This is a genomic window from Pseudomonas sp. SJZ077 (genome assembly GCF_007993905.1).
Classification (GTDB): domain Bacteria; phylum Pseudomonadota; class Gammaproteobacteria; order Pseudomonadales; family Pseudomonadaceae; genus Aquipseudomonas; species Aquipseudomonas mandelii.
The window spans coordinates 1-16,098 of the sequence record NZ_VIUJ01000010.1 but is presented as its reverse complement, the minus strand read 5'-3'; the positions used below and the strand labels follow the sequence as shown (position 1 = coordinate 16,098).

The 16,098-nt window shown below is 59.9% G+C and carries 18 protein-coding genes and 2 pseudogenes; 10 read left to right on the top strand and 10 right to left on the bottom strand.

What is annotated here, in order from left to right; genetic code table 11:
• Positions 1–86: 86 nt before the first annotated feature.
• Entirely contained in the window at positions 87–1,508 is a 1,422-nt protein-coding gene (gene leuC, locus FBY01_RS16245; RefSeq protein WP_145308586.1) for a 3-isopropylmalate dehydratase large subunit, read from the top strand.
• Entirely contained in the window at positions 1,505–2,119 is a 615-nt protein-coding gene (gene leuD, locus FBY01_RS16240; protein ID WP_083374676.1) for a 3-isopropylmalate dehydratase small subunit, read from the top strand. The genes leuC and leuD overlap by 4 nt, the downstream gene beginning before the upstream one ends.
• A gap of 96 nt (positions 2,120–2,215) precedes the next feature.
• Here leuD and FBY01_RS16235 read toward each other — a convergent pair whose 3' ends face one another.
• The 3 genes from FBY01_RS16235 to FBY01_RS16225 all read right to left on the bottom strand — a co-directional run bounded on the left by FBY01_RS16235 (position 2,216) and on the right by FBY01_RS16225 (position 4,759).
• Positions 2,216–3,166, bottom strand: a complete 951-nt coding sequence (locus tag FBY01_RS16235) for a LysR substrate-binding domain-containing protein (RefSeq protein WP_077747879.1) — start codon at positions 3,164–3,166, stop codon at positions 2,216–2,218.
• 18 nt (positions 3,167–3,184) lie between these two features.
• Positions 3,185–4,060 carry an alpha/beta fold hydrolase gene (locus FBY01_RS16230; RefSeq protein WP_145308584.1) on the bottom strand — a complete coding sequence of 292 codons (876 nt, stop codon included), beginning with the start codon at positions 4,058–4,060 and terminating at the stop codon, positions 3,185–3,187.
• Between the two features lie 240 nt (positions 4,061–4,300).
• The gene (locus FBY01_RS16225; protein ID WP_145308582.1) at positions 4,301–4,759 is read right to left on the bottom strand and encodes a VOC family protein; all 459 of its coding nucleotides are present in this window, start codon (positions 4,757–4,759) and stop codon (positions 4,301–4,303) included.
• 120 nt (positions 4,760–4,879) lie between these two features.
• Here FBY01_RS16225 and FBY01_RS31875 point away from each other — a divergent pair.
• Positions 4,880–4,966 (top strand): annotated as a pseudogene (locus FBY01_RS31875) (methionine ABC transporter substrate-binding protein); the annotation flags it as partial.
• A 118-nt stretch (positions 4,967–5,084) separates the two neighbouring features.
• On the opposite strand, the gene soxR reads toward FBY01_RS31875, so the two are convergent.
• Positions 5,085–5,552, bottom strand: coding sequence for a redox-sensitive transcriptional activator SoxR (soxR, locus tag FBY01_RS16215; RefSeq protein ID WP_145308580.1), 468 nt, complete (start codon positions 5,550–5,552; stop codon positions 5,085–5,087).
• Positions 5,553–5,647: 95 nt separating this feature from the next.
• Between soxR and FBY01_RS16210 the strand changes: the two genes are divergently transcribed.
• Positions 5,648–6,013, top strand: a complete 366-nt coding sequence (locus tag FBY01_RS16210; RefSeq protein WP_145308578.1) for an antibiotic biosynthesis monooxygenase — start codon at positions 5,648–5,650, stop codon at positions 6,011–6,013.
• On the opposite strand, the pseudogene FBY01_RS16205 reads toward FBY01_RS16210, so the two are convergent.
• Positions 6,010–6,198 (bottom strand): annotated as a pseudogene (locus FBY01_RS16205) (sigma-54-dependent Fis family transcriptional regulator); the annotation flags it as partial. The gene FBY01_RS16210 and the pseudogene FBY01_RS16205 sit on opposite strands and share 4 nt — an antisense overlap.
• 117 nt (positions 6,199–6,315) lie before the next feature.
• On the opposite strand from FBY01_RS16205, the gene FBY01_RS16200 reads away from it, so the two are divergent.
• From FBY01_RS16200 to FBY01_RS16185, 4 genes are all read left to right on the top strand, one after another.
• Positions 6,316–6,585, top strand: a complete 270-nt coding sequence (locus tag FBY01_RS16200) for a hypothetical protein (protein ID WP_010461147.1) — start codon at positions 6,316–6,318, stop codon at positions 6,583–6,585.
• Between the two features lie 102 nt (positions 6,586–6,687).
• Positions 6,688–7,299 (top strand): LysE family translocator, encoded by a 612-nt coding sequence (locus tag FBY01_RS16195; protein WP_145308576.1) that lies wholly within the window; start codon positions 6,688–6,690, stop codon positions 7,297–7,299.
• 204 nt (positions 7,300–7,503) lie between these two features.
• Positions 7,504–8,661: a cysteine desulfurase family protein gene (locus FBY01_RS16190; RefSeq protein WP_010461142.1), complete on the top strand. Its 1,158-nt coding sequence runs from the start codon at positions 7,504–7,506 to the stop codon at positions 8,659–8,661.
• A gap of 65 nt (positions 8,662–8,726) precedes the next feature.
• Entirely contained in the window at positions 8,727–10,535 is a 1,809-nt protein-coding gene (locus tag FBY01_RS16185) for an aminopeptidase P family protein (RefSeq protein WP_145308574.1), read from the top strand.
• On the opposite strand, the gene FBY01_RS16180 is transcribed toward FBY01_RS16185, so the two are convergent.
• On the bottom strand, positions 10,528–11,436 hold the full coding sequence (locus tag FBY01_RS16180; RefSeq protein WP_145308572.1) for a LysR family transcriptional regulator: 909 nt from the start codon (positions 11,434–11,436) through the stop codon (positions 10,528–10,530). The genes FBY01_RS16185 and FBY01_RS16180 overlap by 8 nt on opposite strands.
• A 115-nt stretch (positions 11,437–11,551) precedes the next feature.
• Between FBY01_RS16180 and FBY01_RS16175 the strand changes: the two genes are divergently transcribed.
• Positions 11,552–12,550, top strand: coding sequence for a zinc-dependent alcohol dehydrogenase family protein (locus FBY01_RS16175; RefSeq protein ID WP_145308570.1), 999 nt, complete (start codon positions 11,552–11,554; stop codon positions 12,548–12,550).
• Here the strand turns inward: FBY01_RS16175 and FBY01_RS16170 are convergent.
• Both FBY01_RS16170 and FBY01_RS16165 read right to left on the bottom strand, forming a co-directional pair.
• Entirely contained in the window at positions 12,547–13,137 is a 591-nt protein-coding gene (locus tag FBY01_RS16170) for a 2-hydroxychromene-2-carboxylate isomerase (RefSeq protein ID WP_145308569.1), read from the bottom strand. The two genes, FBY01_RS16175 and FBY01_RS16170, sit on opposite strands and share 4 nt — an antisense overlap.
• Before the next feature lie 38 nt (positions 13,138–13,175).
• Positions 13,176–13,904: an SDR family oxidoreductase gene (locus FBY01_RS16165; protein ID WP_094468283.1), complete on the bottom strand. Its 729-nt coding sequence runs from the start codon at positions 13,902–13,904 to the stop codon at positions 13,176–13,178.
• Between the two features lie 92 nt (positions 13,905–13,996).
• On the opposite strand from FBY01_RS16165, the gene FBY01_RS16160 reads away from it, so the two are divergent.
• A complete protein-coding gene (locus tag FBY01_RS16160; protein ID WP_145308567.1) occupies positions 13,997–14,569 on the top strand; it encodes a TetR/AcrR family transcriptional regulator in 573 nt (190 codons plus the stop codon).
• Here FBY01_RS16160 and FBY01_RS16155 read toward each other — a convergent pair.
• Together FBY01_RS16155 and rhtA are read right to left on the bottom strand one after the other, a co-directional pair.
• The gene (locus tag FBY01_RS16155) at positions 14,556–14,837 is read right to left on the bottom strand and encodes a hypothetical protein (RefSeq protein WP_010461128.1); all 282 of its coding nucleotides are present in this window, start codon (positions 14,835–14,837) and stop codon (positions 14,556–14,558) included. The genes FBY01_RS16160 and FBY01_RS16155 overlap by 14 nt on opposite strands.
• A 168-nt stretch (positions 14,838–15,005) precedes the next feature.
• Positions 15,006–15,893 carry a threonine/homoserine exporter RhtA gene (rhtA, locus tag FBY01_RS16150; RefSeq protein ID WP_010461127.1) on the bottom strand — a complete coding sequence of 296 codons (888 nt, stop codon included), beginning with the start codon at positions 15,891–15,893 and terminating at the stop codon, positions 15,006–15,008.
• Between the last annotated feature and the right edge of the window lie 205 nt (positions 15,894–16,098).

Sequence of the window (16,098 nt, the reverse complement as noted above, 5' to 3'; positions counted from 1 at the left end):
TCACTGTCCGGCCATTGATGGCGATGTCCTACTCCCTAAGATGGAGCTCAGACGCCTTTCACCCGCGAGCCTGAGCGAGCCTTTCCATGCCTCCAGCAAGAACTCTCTACGACAAACACATCGATTCCCACACGGTGTGTCGCCTCGATAACCAGGGTCACGTCCTGTTGTACATCGATCGCCAGGTCATCAACGAATACACCAGCCCCCAAGCGTTCAGCGGGTTGCGCGAGGCCGGACGCGGGGTCTGGCGGGCCGGCACCGCGCTGGCGGTGGTCGATCACGTCAACCCCACCGCCCCGGTGCGCATCGCCGCGATGCCGGACCCCGGCGGCGCGCGACAGGTGTCGTACCTGGCGGAAAACTGCCGTGATTTCGGCATCGAACTGCTCGACATCCTCAACAAACGCCAAGGCATCGAACACGTCATTGCGCCGGAGCAGGGTTTCATTCTGCCGGGCATGGTCATCGCGGCGGGCGACAGCCACACCACTACCTATGGCGCCCTCGGTGCGTTTGGTTTCGGCATCGGCACCTCGGAAATCGAGCACCTGCTGGCGTCTCAGACGCTGGTCTACAAACGCCTGAAAAGCATGCGCGTGACGGTGGAGGGGGCGCTGGCGCCGGGGCTGACGTCCAAGGATGTGATCATGGCGCTGATCGGCCAGATCGGCGCCTCGGGTGCCACCGGCTACGCCATCGAGTTTCGCGGTTCGACCATCGATGCCTTGAGCGTCGAAGCACGCATGACCATCTGCAACATGGCCGTCGAGGCCGGGGCGCGGGGGGCGTTCATGGCCCCGGACGAGAAAGTCTTCGCCTACCTCAAGGGCAAACCCCGCGCACCCAAAGGCGCGTTGTGGGAGCAAGCGGTGGAGAAGTGGCGCGCCTTGCACAGCGATGCGGGCGCGCACTTCGACCGTGAAGTCCAGGTGGACGCCAGCGCTCTGGAACCGATGGTGACGTGGGGCACCAGCCCGGATCAGGCTTCCCCGATCGGCGCGTGCGTGCCAGACCCGCAAGACATCAGCGACCTGATCCTGCGTCAGGACATGCGCCGCGCCCTGAATTACATGGGCCTCGAAGCCGGGATGCCGCTGAGCGACATCGTCATCAGCCACGCCTTTATCGGCTCCTGCACCAACGCGCGCATCGAAGACCTGCGCGACGCCGCCAGCGTGGTGCGTGGCAAACATGTCGCCGGGCACGTGCGGGCGATGATCGTGCCGGGGTCCACCGAAGTGCGCAATCAGGCGGAGGCCGAAGGCCTGGCGGCGATCTTTATCGAGGCCGGGTTCGAGTGGCGCCAGTCCGGGTGCTCGATGTGCCTGGCGATGAACGACGACGTGCTGGCGCCGGGCGACCGCTGCGCCTCCAGCACCAACCGAAATTTCGAAGGCCGTCAGGGCGCGGGCGCGCGCACGCACCTGATGAGCCCGGCCATGGTCGCCGCCGCGGCGATCACCGGCCGCCTCACCGACATCCGTCACTTTGGAGACCGCGCATGAGCCTGCAACCCTTCACCCAGGTCACCGGTCAGGCGGCGCCGATGCTCGCCGCCAATATCGACACCGACGTGATCATGCCCAAGCAGTTTCTCAAGGGCATCGACCGCGCCGGGCTGGATCGCGGTTTGTTTTTTGACCTGCGATTTTTGCCCGACGGTTCACCAAACCCTGAGTTCGTGCTGAACCAACCGGCGTGGCAAGGCGCACGTTTCATGGTGGTCGGGCCGAACTTTGGCTGTGGGTCGAGCCGCGAACATGCGGTCTGGGGCTTGCGGCAGATGGGGATTCGGGCGTTGATCGGCAGTAGCTTTGCCGGGATTTTCTATGATAACTGCCAGCGAAATGGAGTGTTGCTGATCACCCTTGATGAGGCCGTATCGCAGCGGCTTGGGCACGTGGTCAGTCAGCCGGACAGCGCGCTCATCAACGTTGATCTCGAGGCACAGGAAATTCGCCTCCACGACGGTAAAGTCATCTCGTTCGAGATCGACACCCTGCGCAAAACCGCACTGCTGCTGGGCCTCGACGCCATCGGCAGCACCCTGCAGCGCAGCGAACAAATCAAAGCTTTCGAACGCAATCACCTGGCCGCCAACCCCTGGCTGAGCTGAAATCGCCTTCGTGGGCAAGCCTCTCTTCTTTAGGTTCTGCGCAATCCTTGTAGGAGCGAGGCTTGCCCGCGAAAGGGCCCGCCCTGACACAACCAATCAAACCGACAACCCCTTGAAATGCTCCTGCAAAAACTCCACACACGCCCGCAGCTTCCCCGAATACGCCAGCCGCGTCGGGTACACCGCCCAGACGTTGGCGCTCTGACTGTATTCGGGCAGCAACTGCACCAGTCGCCCCTGATCCAGCAGCGGTTTCACGTCCCACAATGACCGCAGCACCACACCGCGCCCGTCCAGTGCCCACTGCAAGACAATCTCGCCGTTGTTGGATGACAGCGGGCCGCTGACCCGCACGCTTTCTTGAACCCCGTTGCGTTCCAGGTTCCAGATGCCGAACGCGTTGTCGCGCTCCTTGATCACCAGACAATGATGCTGCTCCAGTTCATTTAAGGTCTGCGGCATGCCCTGCCGTTGCAGGTAACCGGGCGCCGCGCAGACAACCCGTCGATTGCTCACCAACTGCCGACCGATGTGCTGGCCGGGAATGTCGTCGCCGACACGGATCTCAAGATCGAAGCCTTCATTGACGATGTCCACCACCCGGTCGAACAGGTCGAGACGAATCTCCAGCTCCGGATAACGCTCGGCCAGCAACGAAACGGCTGGCGCCACGTGATGACGGCCGAAACCGAAACTGCTGCACAGATGCAGGCGCCCGCGAGGGCTGTCGTGGGCGTCGGAGAGTTCGTCGTGCAGTTGCTGGAAGTCATCGAGAATGCGCAACGCCCAGCGCTGGACCCGTTCACCGTCCTCGGTCAGGGCGATGCGGCGACTGGTGCGATGGAGCAGGCGGGTGCCGAGGGTGGTTTCGAGAATCTGGATGCGCTTGCTGACATAGGCGGGCGACAGGCCCAGCTCATCGGCCGCGGCGGCGAAACCGCTCTTGCGGATCACGGTGAGGAGTACACGCAGGTCTTCGGGTAGGGGCACGTTGTCTTTCTTGGTGGTCATGGCAGAACGAACACTGGCGGCATGAGCCGCCAGCATAGCAGCGGGACTCAGCGATCAGCGCAGGAAACCCAGCACTTCGGCGAGCAGCAGTTCGGGGATTTCTTCAGCGATGTAATGGCCGGCAGGCAAGGCCTTGCCACGCACGTCGGTGGCCACGTGTTGCCATTCCTTGAGCGGCTCGAAACAGCGCCCGACCGTGCCTTCTGCACCCCATAGCACCAGTAACGGCAGGTGCAGATATTTACCTGCCTGGATATCGGCGCGGTCATGTTCCAGATCGATGCTGGCGCTGGCGCGGTAGTCCTCGCAGATGCCGCGCGCGGTGCCCTGCAGTTGCAGGCAGCGCAGGTATTCGCCGAAGGCATCGGCGGTGAACGGCTTGAGCCCGGCGCTGCGACTGCCCATCACGCTGCGCAGATAGGCGTCGGGGTCGGCTTCGATCAGGGTTTCCGGCAGCGGGGCCGGACGGATCAGAAAGAACCAGTGCCAGTAGGCGCGGGCAAAGGCTTCGTTGGTTTGCGCGTACATCGACAGGGTGGGAGCGATGTCCAGCAGCACCATGCGTTGCACGGCAGCGGGATGATCCAGCGCCAGGCGATGGGCCACGCGAGCGCCACGGTCATGGGCCAGCACCGAGAACTGCTCGAAGCCCAGGGTCTTCATCAGCTCGACGCTGTCCTTGGCCATTTCTCGTTTGGAGTAGTGGGTGTGGTGGTCGCTGGCCGGTGGTTTGCTGCTGTCACCGTAACCGCGCAAATCGGCGGCGATCACGGTGAAGTGCTCGGCCAGTTGCTCGGCAACCTTGTGCCAGATGACGTGGGTCTGCGGGTGACCGTGCAGCAACAGCAGGCCAGGTCCGCTGCCGCCGATGCGGTAGGCAATGTCCACACCGTTGACGTGGCGCTGGTCTTTCAGGAATCCGGCGAACATGAGGCGAGTCCTTGTTGTAGTGGTCTGCATCCTGAAAGTGTTGCGCCGTCAGGGCAAGGCGTGAAACGTGGTGCGCTTGTTCATGAAGTGTGTTCGAGGGATCTGTGGTGTCAGGGATGCCGCCTCCGCGGGCAATCCTCGCTCCTAAGGGGGGTTGTTTCGTTCGCAAATATCCGGAACCACCCCCCCCTGTAGGAGCGAGGCTTGCCCGCGAAGAGGCACGCTCAGACATTGAAGGATTCAACCCTGCTGAAACATCTTCTTGGCCCGCTGCTCGATCTGCTCCTGAGTCAAATCCTCCTTGCGCGTGGCCAGGAACCACAAATGCCCATAGGGATCTTTCAACGTCCCTGAACGGTCGCCATAAAACTGATCCTTGACCTCGGACACCACCGTTCCACCCGCCGCGATCGCCTGTTTATAGGACTTGTCCACATCGGTCACATACAAATGCAGCCCCACGGACGGCGATGTGTCGGGATTGCTTAACGGCCCTTGATCGCACGGCGTACCGAGCATGATCGGGCAATCGCCAATCCTCAGCTCGGCGTGGCCAATCCCGCCATCAGGCATGGACAGACGCATGACTTCCGTGGCGCCAAAAGCCTTCTTGTAGAACTCGATGGCTTCGGCCGCTTTTTGAATGCCCAGATAAGGCGTGATGCTGTGATAACCCTCTGGAATGGGGTTGACGCTCATGACGGTTCTCCCTTGTTGTTGTGAATTGAAGGTGTTCCTTCGCCGATTTCCGGTCGGATAACTATAGGTCAGCGCTTTTTGCGCCACTGAGTGCCCGACGAGCAGCAGCGCCACTGTTTGCAGAAACGGGCCAAGGCGTTGAGCTCCGATGAGTTTCGGCAGTTCATCCTGACACGCTGCAAAGGACAGATTGCGCCGGGTTTCTAAGCTTTCGGTCTGCCTTGAGGACGTCTTCGCGGGCAAGCCTCGCTCCTACAGGTTTTGTGTCGTTCGCCAGTAACACGCAATCCTGTAGGAGCGAGGCTTGCCCGCGAACGCCACGCCGCTATTTCGGATCTGCCCCGGATTCCAACAGCTGCGCCCCCGCCCCCTGTTCCCCCAGCACATCGCCAAAGTTACGCAACGGACACGCCTCCATCGACAGACATCCGCAGCCGATACAGCCATTGAGCTTGTCCCGCAGCAAGGTCAATTGACTGATCCGCTCATCCAGATCCCGACTCCACTGCGCCGACATCACCTTCCAGTCCGCCGCCGTCGGCGCTCGGTTATCCGGCAAGGCTTTCAGTGCCTCGCCAATCTCAGCCAACGGAATTCCCAGGCGCTGCGCGACTTTGATCAACGCCACCCGCCGCAGCACTTCCCGCGGATAACGCCGCTGGTTGCCCTGATTGCGATTGCTTTTGATCAACCCCTTGGACTCGTAAAAGTGCAGGGCCGTGACCGCCACGCCGCTGCGCGCGGCCAATTGGCCGACAGTGAGTTCCTTGTGCAGATGTTCCGGGGTGATCATTTGAAAAATGCCTCTTGACCTCTAGTTAAGTCGAGGTTTTACCCTGCAAGCCTTCGGATCGCAAGGTCCGGCTTACACGTCAGTGGGGACTCTTCATGCAAGCGCCAGAGAAAAATCGCAGCTTCACCCAGTTGATCGAATTCGAGATCGAACCCCATCAGCAACCCGCGTTGGTGTCGGCCTTGTCAAAGCAGACCGAGCGCCTGGCCCAAGGCTACAGCGGGTTTTTGAGTGCGAGCATCCAGGCCAGCGACGACGGTCGGCGGGTGCTCAACTGCCTGCAATGGCAAACTCGCGAGGCGGGGGAAGCTGCGTTTCAGAGCTTTGAAAGCGGCGAGCAGGATTTCTGGCAGCTGATTCGCGCGCATCAGGCGAAAACCGTGACGTTCGGCTCGTTCCAGGTATTGCACAGTCTGGAACGTAGCCATGACAACGCGCTGCACTGCAATCTGGTGAGTTAAATCGACAATCGCATCAGGCGCTCGCCTTGCACGTTTTCCGTGGGCCGGCGCTTGTTCACCGCCAGTTCGCCGATCTTGATCAGTCGTGTGCGCGTGACGTTGCGGCTCAAGCCCAGCAGGGCAGCGGTGTGCACCTGGTTGTAATGGCTGAGGCGATACGCTGCGCGCAACAACGTATGTTCGATGGTTAAACGGTATTAGCCAAATTCGATAGCCACTATCGAGAGCGTTGATTTCTGCCCTTCGAAGGGGGCGGGTAGCCTGTGTTCATTGCCCCGAACCCAGATGCCAGCACGCCACCCATGAAACCTCTAATCGCCACTTTCCTGCTGCTCGCGGTCTCCGTTCTTGCCGGATGTGCCAGCCATGTTTCGCCTGAATTGCGACCCTATACCGCTGAAGAAACTCGGGAACTGGCGCTGGAGGACTTGAATCGTCGCGGTTTGTCCTTCGACGAGTACCATGCGAAAAAAGCCGAATTGCTCGGCCTGCCGCAAAAACCGGTCGGTTTCGACAAACATGGCGAGATGAACGCTGAACGTGCTGTACAGCTTCACGGTCGTCCAAGCTGATCTCAAACTGTACCGTTCGAAGTTTCACGTAACTGTCCATGGGTTTCCCCGGAGGCGTGCGATAGGGTCAACACCTGACTGACCCTGATTGGACTACCGCTCATGCTCTCGCTCGATCTGCTGCTGGGCTTCGCCCTGTTTGCCCTCGTCACCTCGATTACCCCTGGTCCGAACAACACCATGTTGCTGGCATCGGGCGTGAATTTCGGCTTTCACCGCACCATTCCGCACATGCTGGGCATCACGTGTGGTTTCTTTGTCCTCGTCCTGGCGGTCGGTTTCGGCCTGGGTGCCGTGTTTCAAACCTACCCGTTGCTCTATACGGTGCTGCGCTACGTCGGCGCGGCATACCTGTTGTACCTGGCTTGGAAAATCGCCCATTCCGGTCCGGTCTCCGAGAGTGAAAAGGGCGACAGCAAACCCATCAGCTATCTCGGTGCGGCGGCGTTTCAGTGGGTCAATCCCAAGGCGTGGATCATGGCCATCGGTGCCATCAGCACCTACACGCCGATGCAGGGGTACTTCACCAATGTGATCGTGATTGCTGCGGTCTTTGCCTTGATCAATTTGCCGAGCGTCGGCGTCTGGGCCGGATGCGGCACGTTGTTGCGCAATGTGTTGAAGGATCGTCGCTGGTTGCGCCTGTTCAACTGGGGCATGGCCCTGCTGTTGGTGGCTTCGCTGTATCCGTTGTTGCTCGAGAGCTTTAGCTGACACATCGCTTCAACCGGTTGGCCGATGCCTGTTAAGCTCGACTTCAGGAGCGTTCCTACGCACTTTTAAATGAAGTTGTCCTTCTTTAACGGCCTCCGATCAGGTATTTCTAACGCACTGAACGGTCAGCGCAGCTCACGAGGCTGCGCTTTGATGTTTCAGTGACGAGCCTCCTGATCCCGGAACATGCTCTGCGAGTCTTCTATGAATAAACGTCCTCTGTATTTTGACTACGCCGCCACCACGCCGGTGGATGAGCGGGTCATCAAGGTCATGGTCGAGTGTCTGGGTTTCAACGGCAACTTCGGCAACCCGGCGTCCAGCTCCCATGCCTTCGGCCAGCAGGCCCGGCAAACGGTCGAGCAGGCGCGGCGACAAGTCGCCGAGCTGGTCGGCGCTCAGGCGGACCAGATTGTCTGGACCTCCGGCGCCACCGAATCGAACAACCTTGCCCTCAAGGGCGTGGCCCAGGCCCGCGGGGTGTCCGGCGGACACATCATTACCAGCCAGATCGAACACAAGGCAATCCTCGACACGGCGAAGCAGTTGCAGGACACAGGCGTTGCCGTGACGTATCTGGTGCCTGACGCCGAGGGCCTGATTACCCCGCAAGCGGTCAGCGAGGCGATGCGCGAAGACACCTTTCTGGTGTCGCTGATGCTGGTCAACAATGAACTGGGCACGGTCAATGACATTGCAGCCATCGGCCAGGTGGTGCGTGATCGTGATGCACTGTTCCATGTCGACGCCGCCCAGGGCGCGGGCAAAGTGGCAATCGATCTTGCCCGCTTGCCGGTGGACCTGATGTCGTTTTCGGCGCACAAGATCTACGGCCCTAAAGGCATCGGCGCCCTGTACGTCGGCCCGCGCGCGCACCAGCGTTTGCTGGCGCAGATTCACGGTGGCGGTCACGAGGGCGGTTTGCGTTCCGGCACCTTGGCGACTCATCAGATCGCTGCGATGGGTGTGGCCTTCGCCTTGGCGGCGGCCGCATTCGACGAGGAAAAAGCCACGATCGTGCGGCTCCGCGAACGCTTGCTCGAGCAACTGCTGAGCATCCCCGGCGTGCGGCTCAATGGCAGCCCGACCCAACGCATTCCTCATACCCTGAGCCTGACCTTCAACGAAGGCGAGTTCAATTCTGCGGCGCTGAGCAGCTCGATCGCATTTTCTGCGACCTCGGCCTGTAACTCCGCCAGCAATGCCCCGTCCCATGTGCTGCTGGCCCTGGGGCATGACGCCCGCTCGGCGGGTCGCACGATTCGCTTGAGCCTCGGCCGGTTCACCACCGAACAGGATGTCGACCAAGCGGCACAACTGATTAAAGCGGCCTGCGCCAGTGCTCCGGCATTCTGGCAATAAGGCCTGAAAGTGTCGGCACTGATCGGCACTCAACAATAATGATGAAGTGATTAGCAGGAGACATGATGAGTACGCAGCCTTCGATCAATGGATCGGTGCCCCAACGTTTGGCGCAAACCCGCGAGCTGATGAGCCGGGAGGGCATTCATGCCCTGCTGGTGCCGTCGGCCGATCCGCACTTGTCGGAATACCTGCCGGGCTATTGGCAAGGGCGGCAGTGGTTGTCGGGCTTTCATGGCTCGGTCGGCACACTGATCGTGACCCCGGACTTTGCCGGCGTCTGGGCCGACAGCCGTTACTGGGAACAAGCGAGCAAGGAACTCAAGGGCAGCGGCATCGAACTGGTCAAGCTGCAACCGGGCCAGCCTGGCCCGCTGGACTGGTTGGCCGAGCAAACCCCTGAAGGCGGTGTCGTCGCGGTAGATGGCGCGGTGATGGCCGTGGCGTCGGCGCGGACGCTGGGCGGCAAACTTGAAGAACGCGGCGCACGTCTGCGCACTGACATCGACCTGTTGAGCGAAGTCTGGAGCGACCGCCCGACGCTGCCGAATGAGCCGATCTACCAGCACTTGCCACCGCAGGCGACGGTCAGTCGGGGTGAAAAGCTCGCGAAATTGCGTGAGGTGTTGAAAGATCGTGGTGCTGACTGGCACTTCATTGCCACCCTGGATGACATCGCCTGGCTGTTCAACCTGCGTGGCGGCGACGTGTCGTTCAACCCGGTATTCGTGTCCTTCGCGCTGATCAGTCAAGAGCAGGCCACTCTGTTCGTGGCCCTGAGCAAGGTCGATGCCGAGCTGCGTGCGGTCCTGGAACAAGACGGCGTGACCCTGCGCGATTACAGTGAAGTGGCCGACGCCTTGCGCGCCGTGCCGAGCGGCGCGAGCTTGCAAGTCGATCCGGCGCGCGTGACGGCCGGTTTGCTGGATAACCTGAACAGCGGCGTGAAACTGGTCGAAGGTCTGAACCCGACCACGTTGGCCAAATCACAGAAAAGCCTGGCCGATGCCGGGCACATTCGTCAGGCCATGGAGCAGGACGGCGCGGCGCTGTGCGAGTTCTTCACCTGGCTGGACTCGGCGTTGGGTCGTGAGCGCATCACCGAACTGACCATCGACGAACACCTGACGGCCGCGCGTACCCGACGTCCGGGTTATGTGTCGCTGAGTTTCAACACCATTGCCGCGTTCAACGCCAATGGCGCGATGCCGCACTACCACGCCACCGAAGAAGAGCACGCGGTGATCGAAGGCGACGGTCTGTTGCTGATCGACTCCGGCGGCCAATACCTGGGCGGTACCACCGACATCACGCGGATGGTGCCGGTCGGTACGCCGACGGATGAGCAGAAACGCGATTGCACGCGGGTGCTCAAGGGCGTCATCGCGCTGTCCCGTGCGCAATTCCCTCGTGGCATTCTCTCGCCTTTGCTCGACTCGATTGCCCGCGCGCCGATCTGGGCTGAAAGTGTTGATTACGGACACGGCACCGGTCACGGCGTCGGCTACTTCCTCAATGTGCACGAAGGCCCGCAGGTCATTGCCTATCAGGCCGCCGCAGCACCGCAAACCGCGATGCAGCCGGGCATGATTACCTCCATCGAACCGGGCACCTACCGACCGGGCCGTTGGGGTGTACGGATCGAAAACCTGGTGTTGAACACCGAAGCGGGCAAGAGCGAATTCGGTGAGTTCCTGAAATTCGAAACCCTGACCCTGTGCCCGATTGACACTCGCTGTCTGGAACCGTCGCTGCTGACTGATGACGAAAAGCAGTGGTTCAACGCCTACCACGCCGAGGTGCGCCAGCGCTTGAGCCCGTTGCTCGAAGGCGCCGCCCTTGAGTGGTTGAACACCCGGACTGCAGCTATTTGACCGGTTGGAGTTCAGGCGCTGTTTCGAGCGCCTGACTCATGTAGTCGACAAAGGCTTTGACCCTGGCGGATTGGCGACGATTCGCCGGGGACACGGCATGAATCGGCAGCGACTGCGCGGTGTAGTCCTGCAAAATCGCAGTCACTCGCCCGGCGTTCAGATCCTCACTGAACAACCACACCGGCGACAAAGCAATTCCCAATCCTCCCAGCACCATCTCGCGGATCGCCTCTGAGTTGTTGCTTTTTGCATTGCCCTTGATCCGCACCTCATGATGCTGGGCTCCGCTTTCGTAAACCCATAGGTTCTGACTGTTCAGCAGGTTGAATTGCAGGCAATTGTGTCCGCGCAGTTCTTCTGGTGTTTGCGGCTGGCCGTGTTGCTCGAGGTAGCCTGGCGCAGCAACGGTCACTCGGTGGGTGGTGCCTATGCGGCGGGCGATCAGACCGCTGTCGGTCAATTCGCCGATTCTGAACGTGACGTCGAGGCCTTCGCTGACCAGGTCCTGATTCTGGTCACTGAGTTGCAGGTCAATCTGCACCTGGGGGTGTTGTTTCAGAAACTCAGGAAGCCGCGGTGCAATCTGCAATCGCCCGAAACTGACCGAGGAACCGATCTTCAGGTTCCCGGCAACGGTTTCGCGTCCTGAATGAAAACTGTGTTCCGCCGCGTCCACGGCCGCGAGGATTTGTCGGCACTCGCTGTAGTACCGCTGACCTTCGTCAGTCAGCGAGAGTTGACGCGTGCTGCGGGAAATCAGCTTCCCGCCCAGTTCAGTTTCCAGCGCCCTTAGCACTTTGCTGATGGTTGGCTGGCTGGTCTGCATCTCCCTGGCAACGGCAGAAAAGCTGCCGCGCTCGACGACCCGGACGAAGATGGCCATTGCATTGAGTTTGTCCATGGGGTTTCTCATTGATGCCAAATGGGCATGGTCACTATAGCGATACAGCGTCTTATCGGCATGAGTGAGTGGGAGGAAGATCGTCCTACAGCCACCTCTGACAGGAATTTGCGAAATGACTGACTCACTTCAAATGCGTGCTCTGATTGTTGATGTGGCCAACGGGCCGTTACGCTTGGTTTCCATCCCGCGACCTGTGCCAGGGCCGGGTCAGGTGTTGGTCAGGATCAAAGCCAGTGGAGTGAATCCGCTGGATGGAAAAATTCGTTCGGGTCAGGCGGCTCATGCGCGTCAGCCCTTGCCAGCGGTGCTGGGCATGGATCTGGCCGGGACGATCGATGCATTAGGGGAGGGCGTAAGTGGATGGCTGCCGGGTGATGAGGTCTACGCGATGGCGACCGGAATCGGCGGTGCGCAAGGTTCGCTTGCGCAGTTCGCGGTGGTTGATGCGCGTCTGCTGGCGCACAAACCGGGCAATCTGAGTATGCGTGAGACCGCCGGGTTGCCCCTGGTGTTGATTACCGCATGGGAAGGATTGGTAGACCGGGCTCGAGTGCGTGCCGGTCAGAAGGTGCTGATCCATGGCGGTGCCGGGGGTGTCGGGCACGTGGCGGTGCAAATAGCCCGGGCTTTCGGTGCTGAAGTATTCGCCACGGGCTCTGCGGGTCAGCAGGCAATCATCGAAAGCCTTGGTGCGACGTTTATCGACTACCGCAAGTCTTCGGTTGAGGACTATGTGGCGGAGCACACGGGGGGAGAGGGGTTCGATATTGTCTATGACACGGTGGGCGGTGAAACGCTGGATGCTTCCTTCAAGGCCGCTCGGGTCTACGAGGGGCATGTGGTGAGCTGTCTCGGATGGGGGCAGCACAGTCTGGCACCGTTGTCGTTTCGGGCCGCGACTTACTCGGGAGTGTTTACCTTGTTGCCTTTATTGACTGGCAAGGGCGGCGAGCACCACGGGCAGATCCTTCGGGACGCCGCGAAGTTGATTGAGGCCGGTAAGCTGAAGCCGTTGCTTGACCCGCGGCAGTTCACATTGCAAACCGCCGAGGCCGCCCATGAACTGCTCGCTGGTGGAGCGGCTCAAGGTCGTTTGGTCATCGAGATTTAACGCAGGGCCTCAAGGACGAAGTCCAGTCGATCCTGACCGAAGAACATCTGATCGCCGATGAACATGCACGGTGCGCCGAATACACCGCGCTTGACCGCTTGCTCGGTGTTGTCCTTGAGAGCGGCTTTGACGTCCTCATCGGCGGTAAGGGCCAGTACTTCGTTTGGATCGAAACCATTTCGCGTCAGCACGGCTGCAACAGTCGCCGGATCATCGAGGCTGCGTCCCTCGACCCAGAGTGCGTGGAACAGACAATCGATAAACGCTTGGAAGCGTTCGGGATGACGTAATTGCATACCGGTGACGGCGCGCATCAGCATCAGGGTATTGATAGGGAAGTGCGGGTTGAACTTCAGTGGCACGCCGTATCGTTTGGCGTAGCGGTCGAGGTCCTGAAACATGTAGCGACCTTTGGCCGGGATGGTTGCCGGTGAAGCGTTGCCCGTGGCTTTGAAGACCCCGCCCAGCAGCATGGGTTTGTAGACCAGCTGGCTGTCGGTCTGCTCGCAGATCTTCGGTAATTGGGTATACGCCAGGTAGGTGGCGGGGCTGCCTAAATCGAAAAAGAACTCCACGGTTTTGCTCATGGTCGGTGCGCTCTGCTTATTGTTGTAGGGGGGAGGGCTTACCAGCGTTCGTTCCAGGGGCGCAGATCCAGCTCGAAAGTCCACGCGTCCCGGGGCTGGCTGTGCAAGTACCAATAGTTCTCGGCGATGTGCTCGGGATTGAGGATGCCGTCCTCGTCCTTGGTCGCGTACTTTTCCGGAAAACTGTTGCGGATGAAATCAGTATCGATGGCGCCGTCGACGACGACATGGGCAACGTGAATATTCATCGGCCCCAGCTCGCGGGCCATGCTTTGAGCCAGTGCGCGAATCCCGTGCTTGGCGCCGGCGAAGGCTGCAAATCCTGCCGCACCGCGCAAGCCAGCGGTGGCGCCGGTGAACAGAATCGTGCCGCGTTGGCGCTTGGCCATCCGCTTGGCCACTTCACGGGCATTGAGAAAACCTGAGAAACAGGCCATTTCCCAGATCTTGAAATACTTGCGGGCAGTTTCTTCGAGAATGCTGCACGGCACATTGGCGCCGATGTTGAAAACAAACGCTTCGATGGGGCCGATCTCGGTCTCAATCTGCTCGACCAGCGCAATCACATCCTCTTCCTTACGTGCATCACAGGCAAATCCGTGGGCGTCACCGCCATTGGCCTTGATTGCATCGACCAATGGCTGGAGTTTGTCCGCGCTACGACGAGTGACGCAGGCAATGAAACCTTCCTGTGCAAAACGCTTGGCAATCGCGCCGCCGGTGGCATCACCGGCGCCGACAACCAGTACGACCTTCTTATTATTCATGGGTAGACCCCTTTGATGAACGATCGTTAACTGAACGAACGTTATGCTAGGATTTGGCATGCGTCAAGACAGTCAATCCTGAGGGCAAGGCAATGCGTTACTCGGCCAATCACAAGCTGGAAACAAGAGAGAAACTGCTGACAAGCAGCGCGGTGTCGGCCAAAAAGTCCGGTTTTTCCACGGTAGGCGTCGACGGGCTGATGAAGGCGATCGGCTTGAGTGGTGCTGCTTTCTACAGTCACTTTTCGTCGAAGGACGAACTGTTCGCTTTGATCGTCGAACGCGAGTTGTGCCAAAGCCTGGAGCGTTTGGGTGCTGATCAGGATTGCGACAGGCTCGAACGTTGCCTGAAGCATTATCTGAGCATGGCCCATGTCGAGCACCCGGAGTCCGGTTGTGCATTACCGGTATTGGGAGCCGAAATTGCTCGTTCAGATATCGCTGTTCGCCAGGAGGCGGAGGTCTGGATTTGTCGGCTGCAGGAGCGTTGGGCAAGTATTCTGGAAAGCGACAGTCTGGCGTGGGCGATTCTGTCGCAATGCATCGGTGCCTTGGTCGTGGCGCGAATGCTGGCCACTCCCGACATCCAGCGCACCGTGCTGAAGTCCAGTTACGATGAGATTGGCCGCCAGATTGCCGGGCGGCATCAACCTATTTGCAAATGACGATCATGCTTCGGCTGGTATAGCCGGCAGGGTTGAGACCAAATGGATAATCACCTGGTTCTTCCACGGCATCTCCCGACTTGGCGATGACCTTGTAACCCTTGGGCGCGCACGAGTTGGCGGCGCTGGTGTAGCACTTGTCCCAGGATGACGAAAGCCCTGAACAATTGATATGCAGCCCTTTCTTGCCATGTTTGACTTGTGTTTTCGATGTCGCCGCGCAACCCGCAATTGCGAGTACGGCAATCAATAGCAAAATTCGTTTCATTACTGTCCTTATAGCGCTCCCGGATCTCGCGCCCGGGTGTGGCTGCATTCGCTTTCGATTGAAGCGTTCTGATATCCCTATCCTGAAAAATCCTTGGATGACATTCGGTTGCGGGCCTAAACATGGCCTAATTGAGCGGCAAATACCAGACCTGCGTCAAATCCTGTATCAATCCGCCGCGACCGCGGGCTTGGCAGCACTTCCCATGGTCATGGTCGCCCCCACGGAAGCCAGAATGATGCACATGATCGCCATCCACTGTGACAGTGTGAGGTACTCGTGGAGAAACAGCAGGCCAGACAGCGCGCCAATAGCCGGTTCAATGCTCATCAATGTGCCGAAAGTCCGGGTTGGCATTCGGGTGAGCGCGACCATCTCCAGCGTATAGGGCAGGGCGGTGGACAGAAGGGCGACAGCGATGGCCACGGGGATCAATGACGGAGTCAGCAGGGCGGCACCGGCATGGACGATGCCGATAGGCGCGACGAACAGTGCGGCAATCATCACTCCCAGCGCTGCGGTCTGTACGCCATTGTCGGCGCCGGCCTTCTGGCCGAACAGGATGTACAGCGCCCAGCACACGCCTGCACCCAAGGCATAACTGGCGCCTGCCAGGTCGATTCCCGCACTTGTCGCTCCTGTCGGTATCAATAGCAGCAAGCCGATAGCCGCCAGGGCAATCCACAAAAAGTCGATTGCGCGGCGTGAGGCATAGATAGCCACCGCCAGTGGCCCGGTGAACTCCAGGGCGACGGCAATACCCAGGGGGACGGTGCGCAAAGACATATAGAAGAGGAAGTTCATGCCGCCCAGTGCCATCCCGTAGACGATAACGGTACGCAAGGACTTTGCGGTGAGCTTCGCCCGCCATGGGCGCAACAGGATCAGCATGATCACGCTGGCGAAGAGCAGCCGCAGGGTGGTGGTCCCCTGAGCGCCGATAATCGGGAACATGCTTTTGGCCAATGAGGCGCCGGACTGGATCGACGCCATGGCTATTAAAAGCAGGCCCACCGAGAACAGGGTCGAGACGAGGCTGCGGGGATGGTCATTCATAGCGTGGCATCGTCCGAAGTGGGAAGCGAAAGTGTTGTTCTATGGTTTGGGCAATATATTGCGCATTCGCGACGGTCGCGTCTATATATAAGCAGCGATTTTGGGCAACCTGATAGAAAAGCCAAATCAGGGGTTGACGGCAGATTCTGGAAGTCTATAATTCGCCCCACTTCCGGCGCAGTCGAAACGGAAAACTCCTTGGTAA

Bases quoted from the DNA above. Each gene is read 5' to 3' on its own strand.
- FBY01_RS16195 (WP_145308576.1), top strand. From the start codon at position 6,688: ATGCTCTCGCTCGATCTGCTGCTGGGCTTCGCCCTGTTTGCCCTCGTC.
- leuC (WP_145308586.1), top strand. From the start codon at position 87: ATGCCTCCAGCAAGAACTCTCTACGACAAACACATCGATTCCCACACG.
- FBY01_RS16160 (WP_145308567.1), top strand. From the start codon at position 13,997: ATGCGTTACTCGGCCAATCACAAGCTGGAAACAAGAGAGAAACTGCTG.
- FBY01_RS16185 (WP_145308574.1), top strand. From the start codon at position 8,727: ATGAGTACGCAGCCTTCGATCAATGGATCGGTGCCCCAACGTTTGGCG.
- soxR (WP_145308580.1), bottom strand. From the start codon at position 5,552: ATGATCACCCCGGAACATCTGCACAAGGAACTCACTGTCGGCCAATTG.
- FBY01_RS16165 (WP_094468283.1), bottom strand. From the start codon at position 13,904: ATGAATAATAAGAAGGTCGTACTGGTTGTCGGCGCCGGTGATGCCACC.
- leuD (WP_083374676.1), top strand. From the start codon at position 1,505: ATGAGCCTGCAACCCTTCACCCAGGTCACCGGTCAGGCGGCGCCGATG.
- FBY01_RS16155 (WP_010461128.1), bottom strand. From the start codon at position 14,837: ATGAAACGAATTTTGCTATTGATTGCCGTACTCGCAATTGCGGGTTGC.
- FBY01_RS16180 (WP_145308572.1), bottom strand. From the start codon at position 11,436: ATGGACAAACTCAATGCAATGGCCATCTTCGTCCGGGTCGTCGAGCGC.
- FBY01_RS16210 (WP_145308578.1), top strand. From the start codon at position 5,648: ATGCAAGCGCCAGAGAAAAATCGCAGCTTCACCCAGTTGATCGAATTC.
- rhtA (WP_010461127.1), bottom strand. From the start codon at position 15,893: ATGAATGACCATCCCCGCAGCCTCGTCTCGACCCTGTTCTCGGTGGGC.
- FBY01_RS16230 (WP_145308584.1), bottom strand. From the start codon at position 4,060: ATGTTCGCCGGATTCCTGAAAGACCAGCGCCACGTCAACGGTGTGGAC.
- FBY01_RS16235 (WP_077747879.1), bottom strand. From the start codon at position 3,166: ATGCTGGCGGCTCATGCCGCCAGTGTTCGTTCTGCCATGACCACCAAG.
- FBY01_RS16200 (WP_010461147.1), top strand. From the start codon at position 6,316: ATGAAACCTCTAATCGCCACTTTCCTGCTGCTCGCGGTCTCCGTTCTT.
- FBY01_RS16190 (WP_010461142.1), top strand. From the start codon at position 7,504: ATGAATAAACGTCCTCTGTATTTTGACTACGCCGCCACCACGCCGGTG.
- FBY01_RS16175 (WP_145308570.1), top strand. From the start codon at position 11,552: ATGACTGACTCACTTCAAATGCGTGCTCTGATTGTTGATGTGGCCAAC.
- FBY01_RS16225 (WP_145308582.1), bottom strand. From the start codon at position 4,759: ATGAGCGTCAACCCCATTCCAGAGGGTTATCACAGCATCACGCCTTAT.
- FBY01_RS16170 (WP_145308569.1), bottom strand. From the start codon at position 13,137: ATGAGCAAAACCGTGGAGTTCTTTTTCGATTTAGGCAGCCCCGCCACC.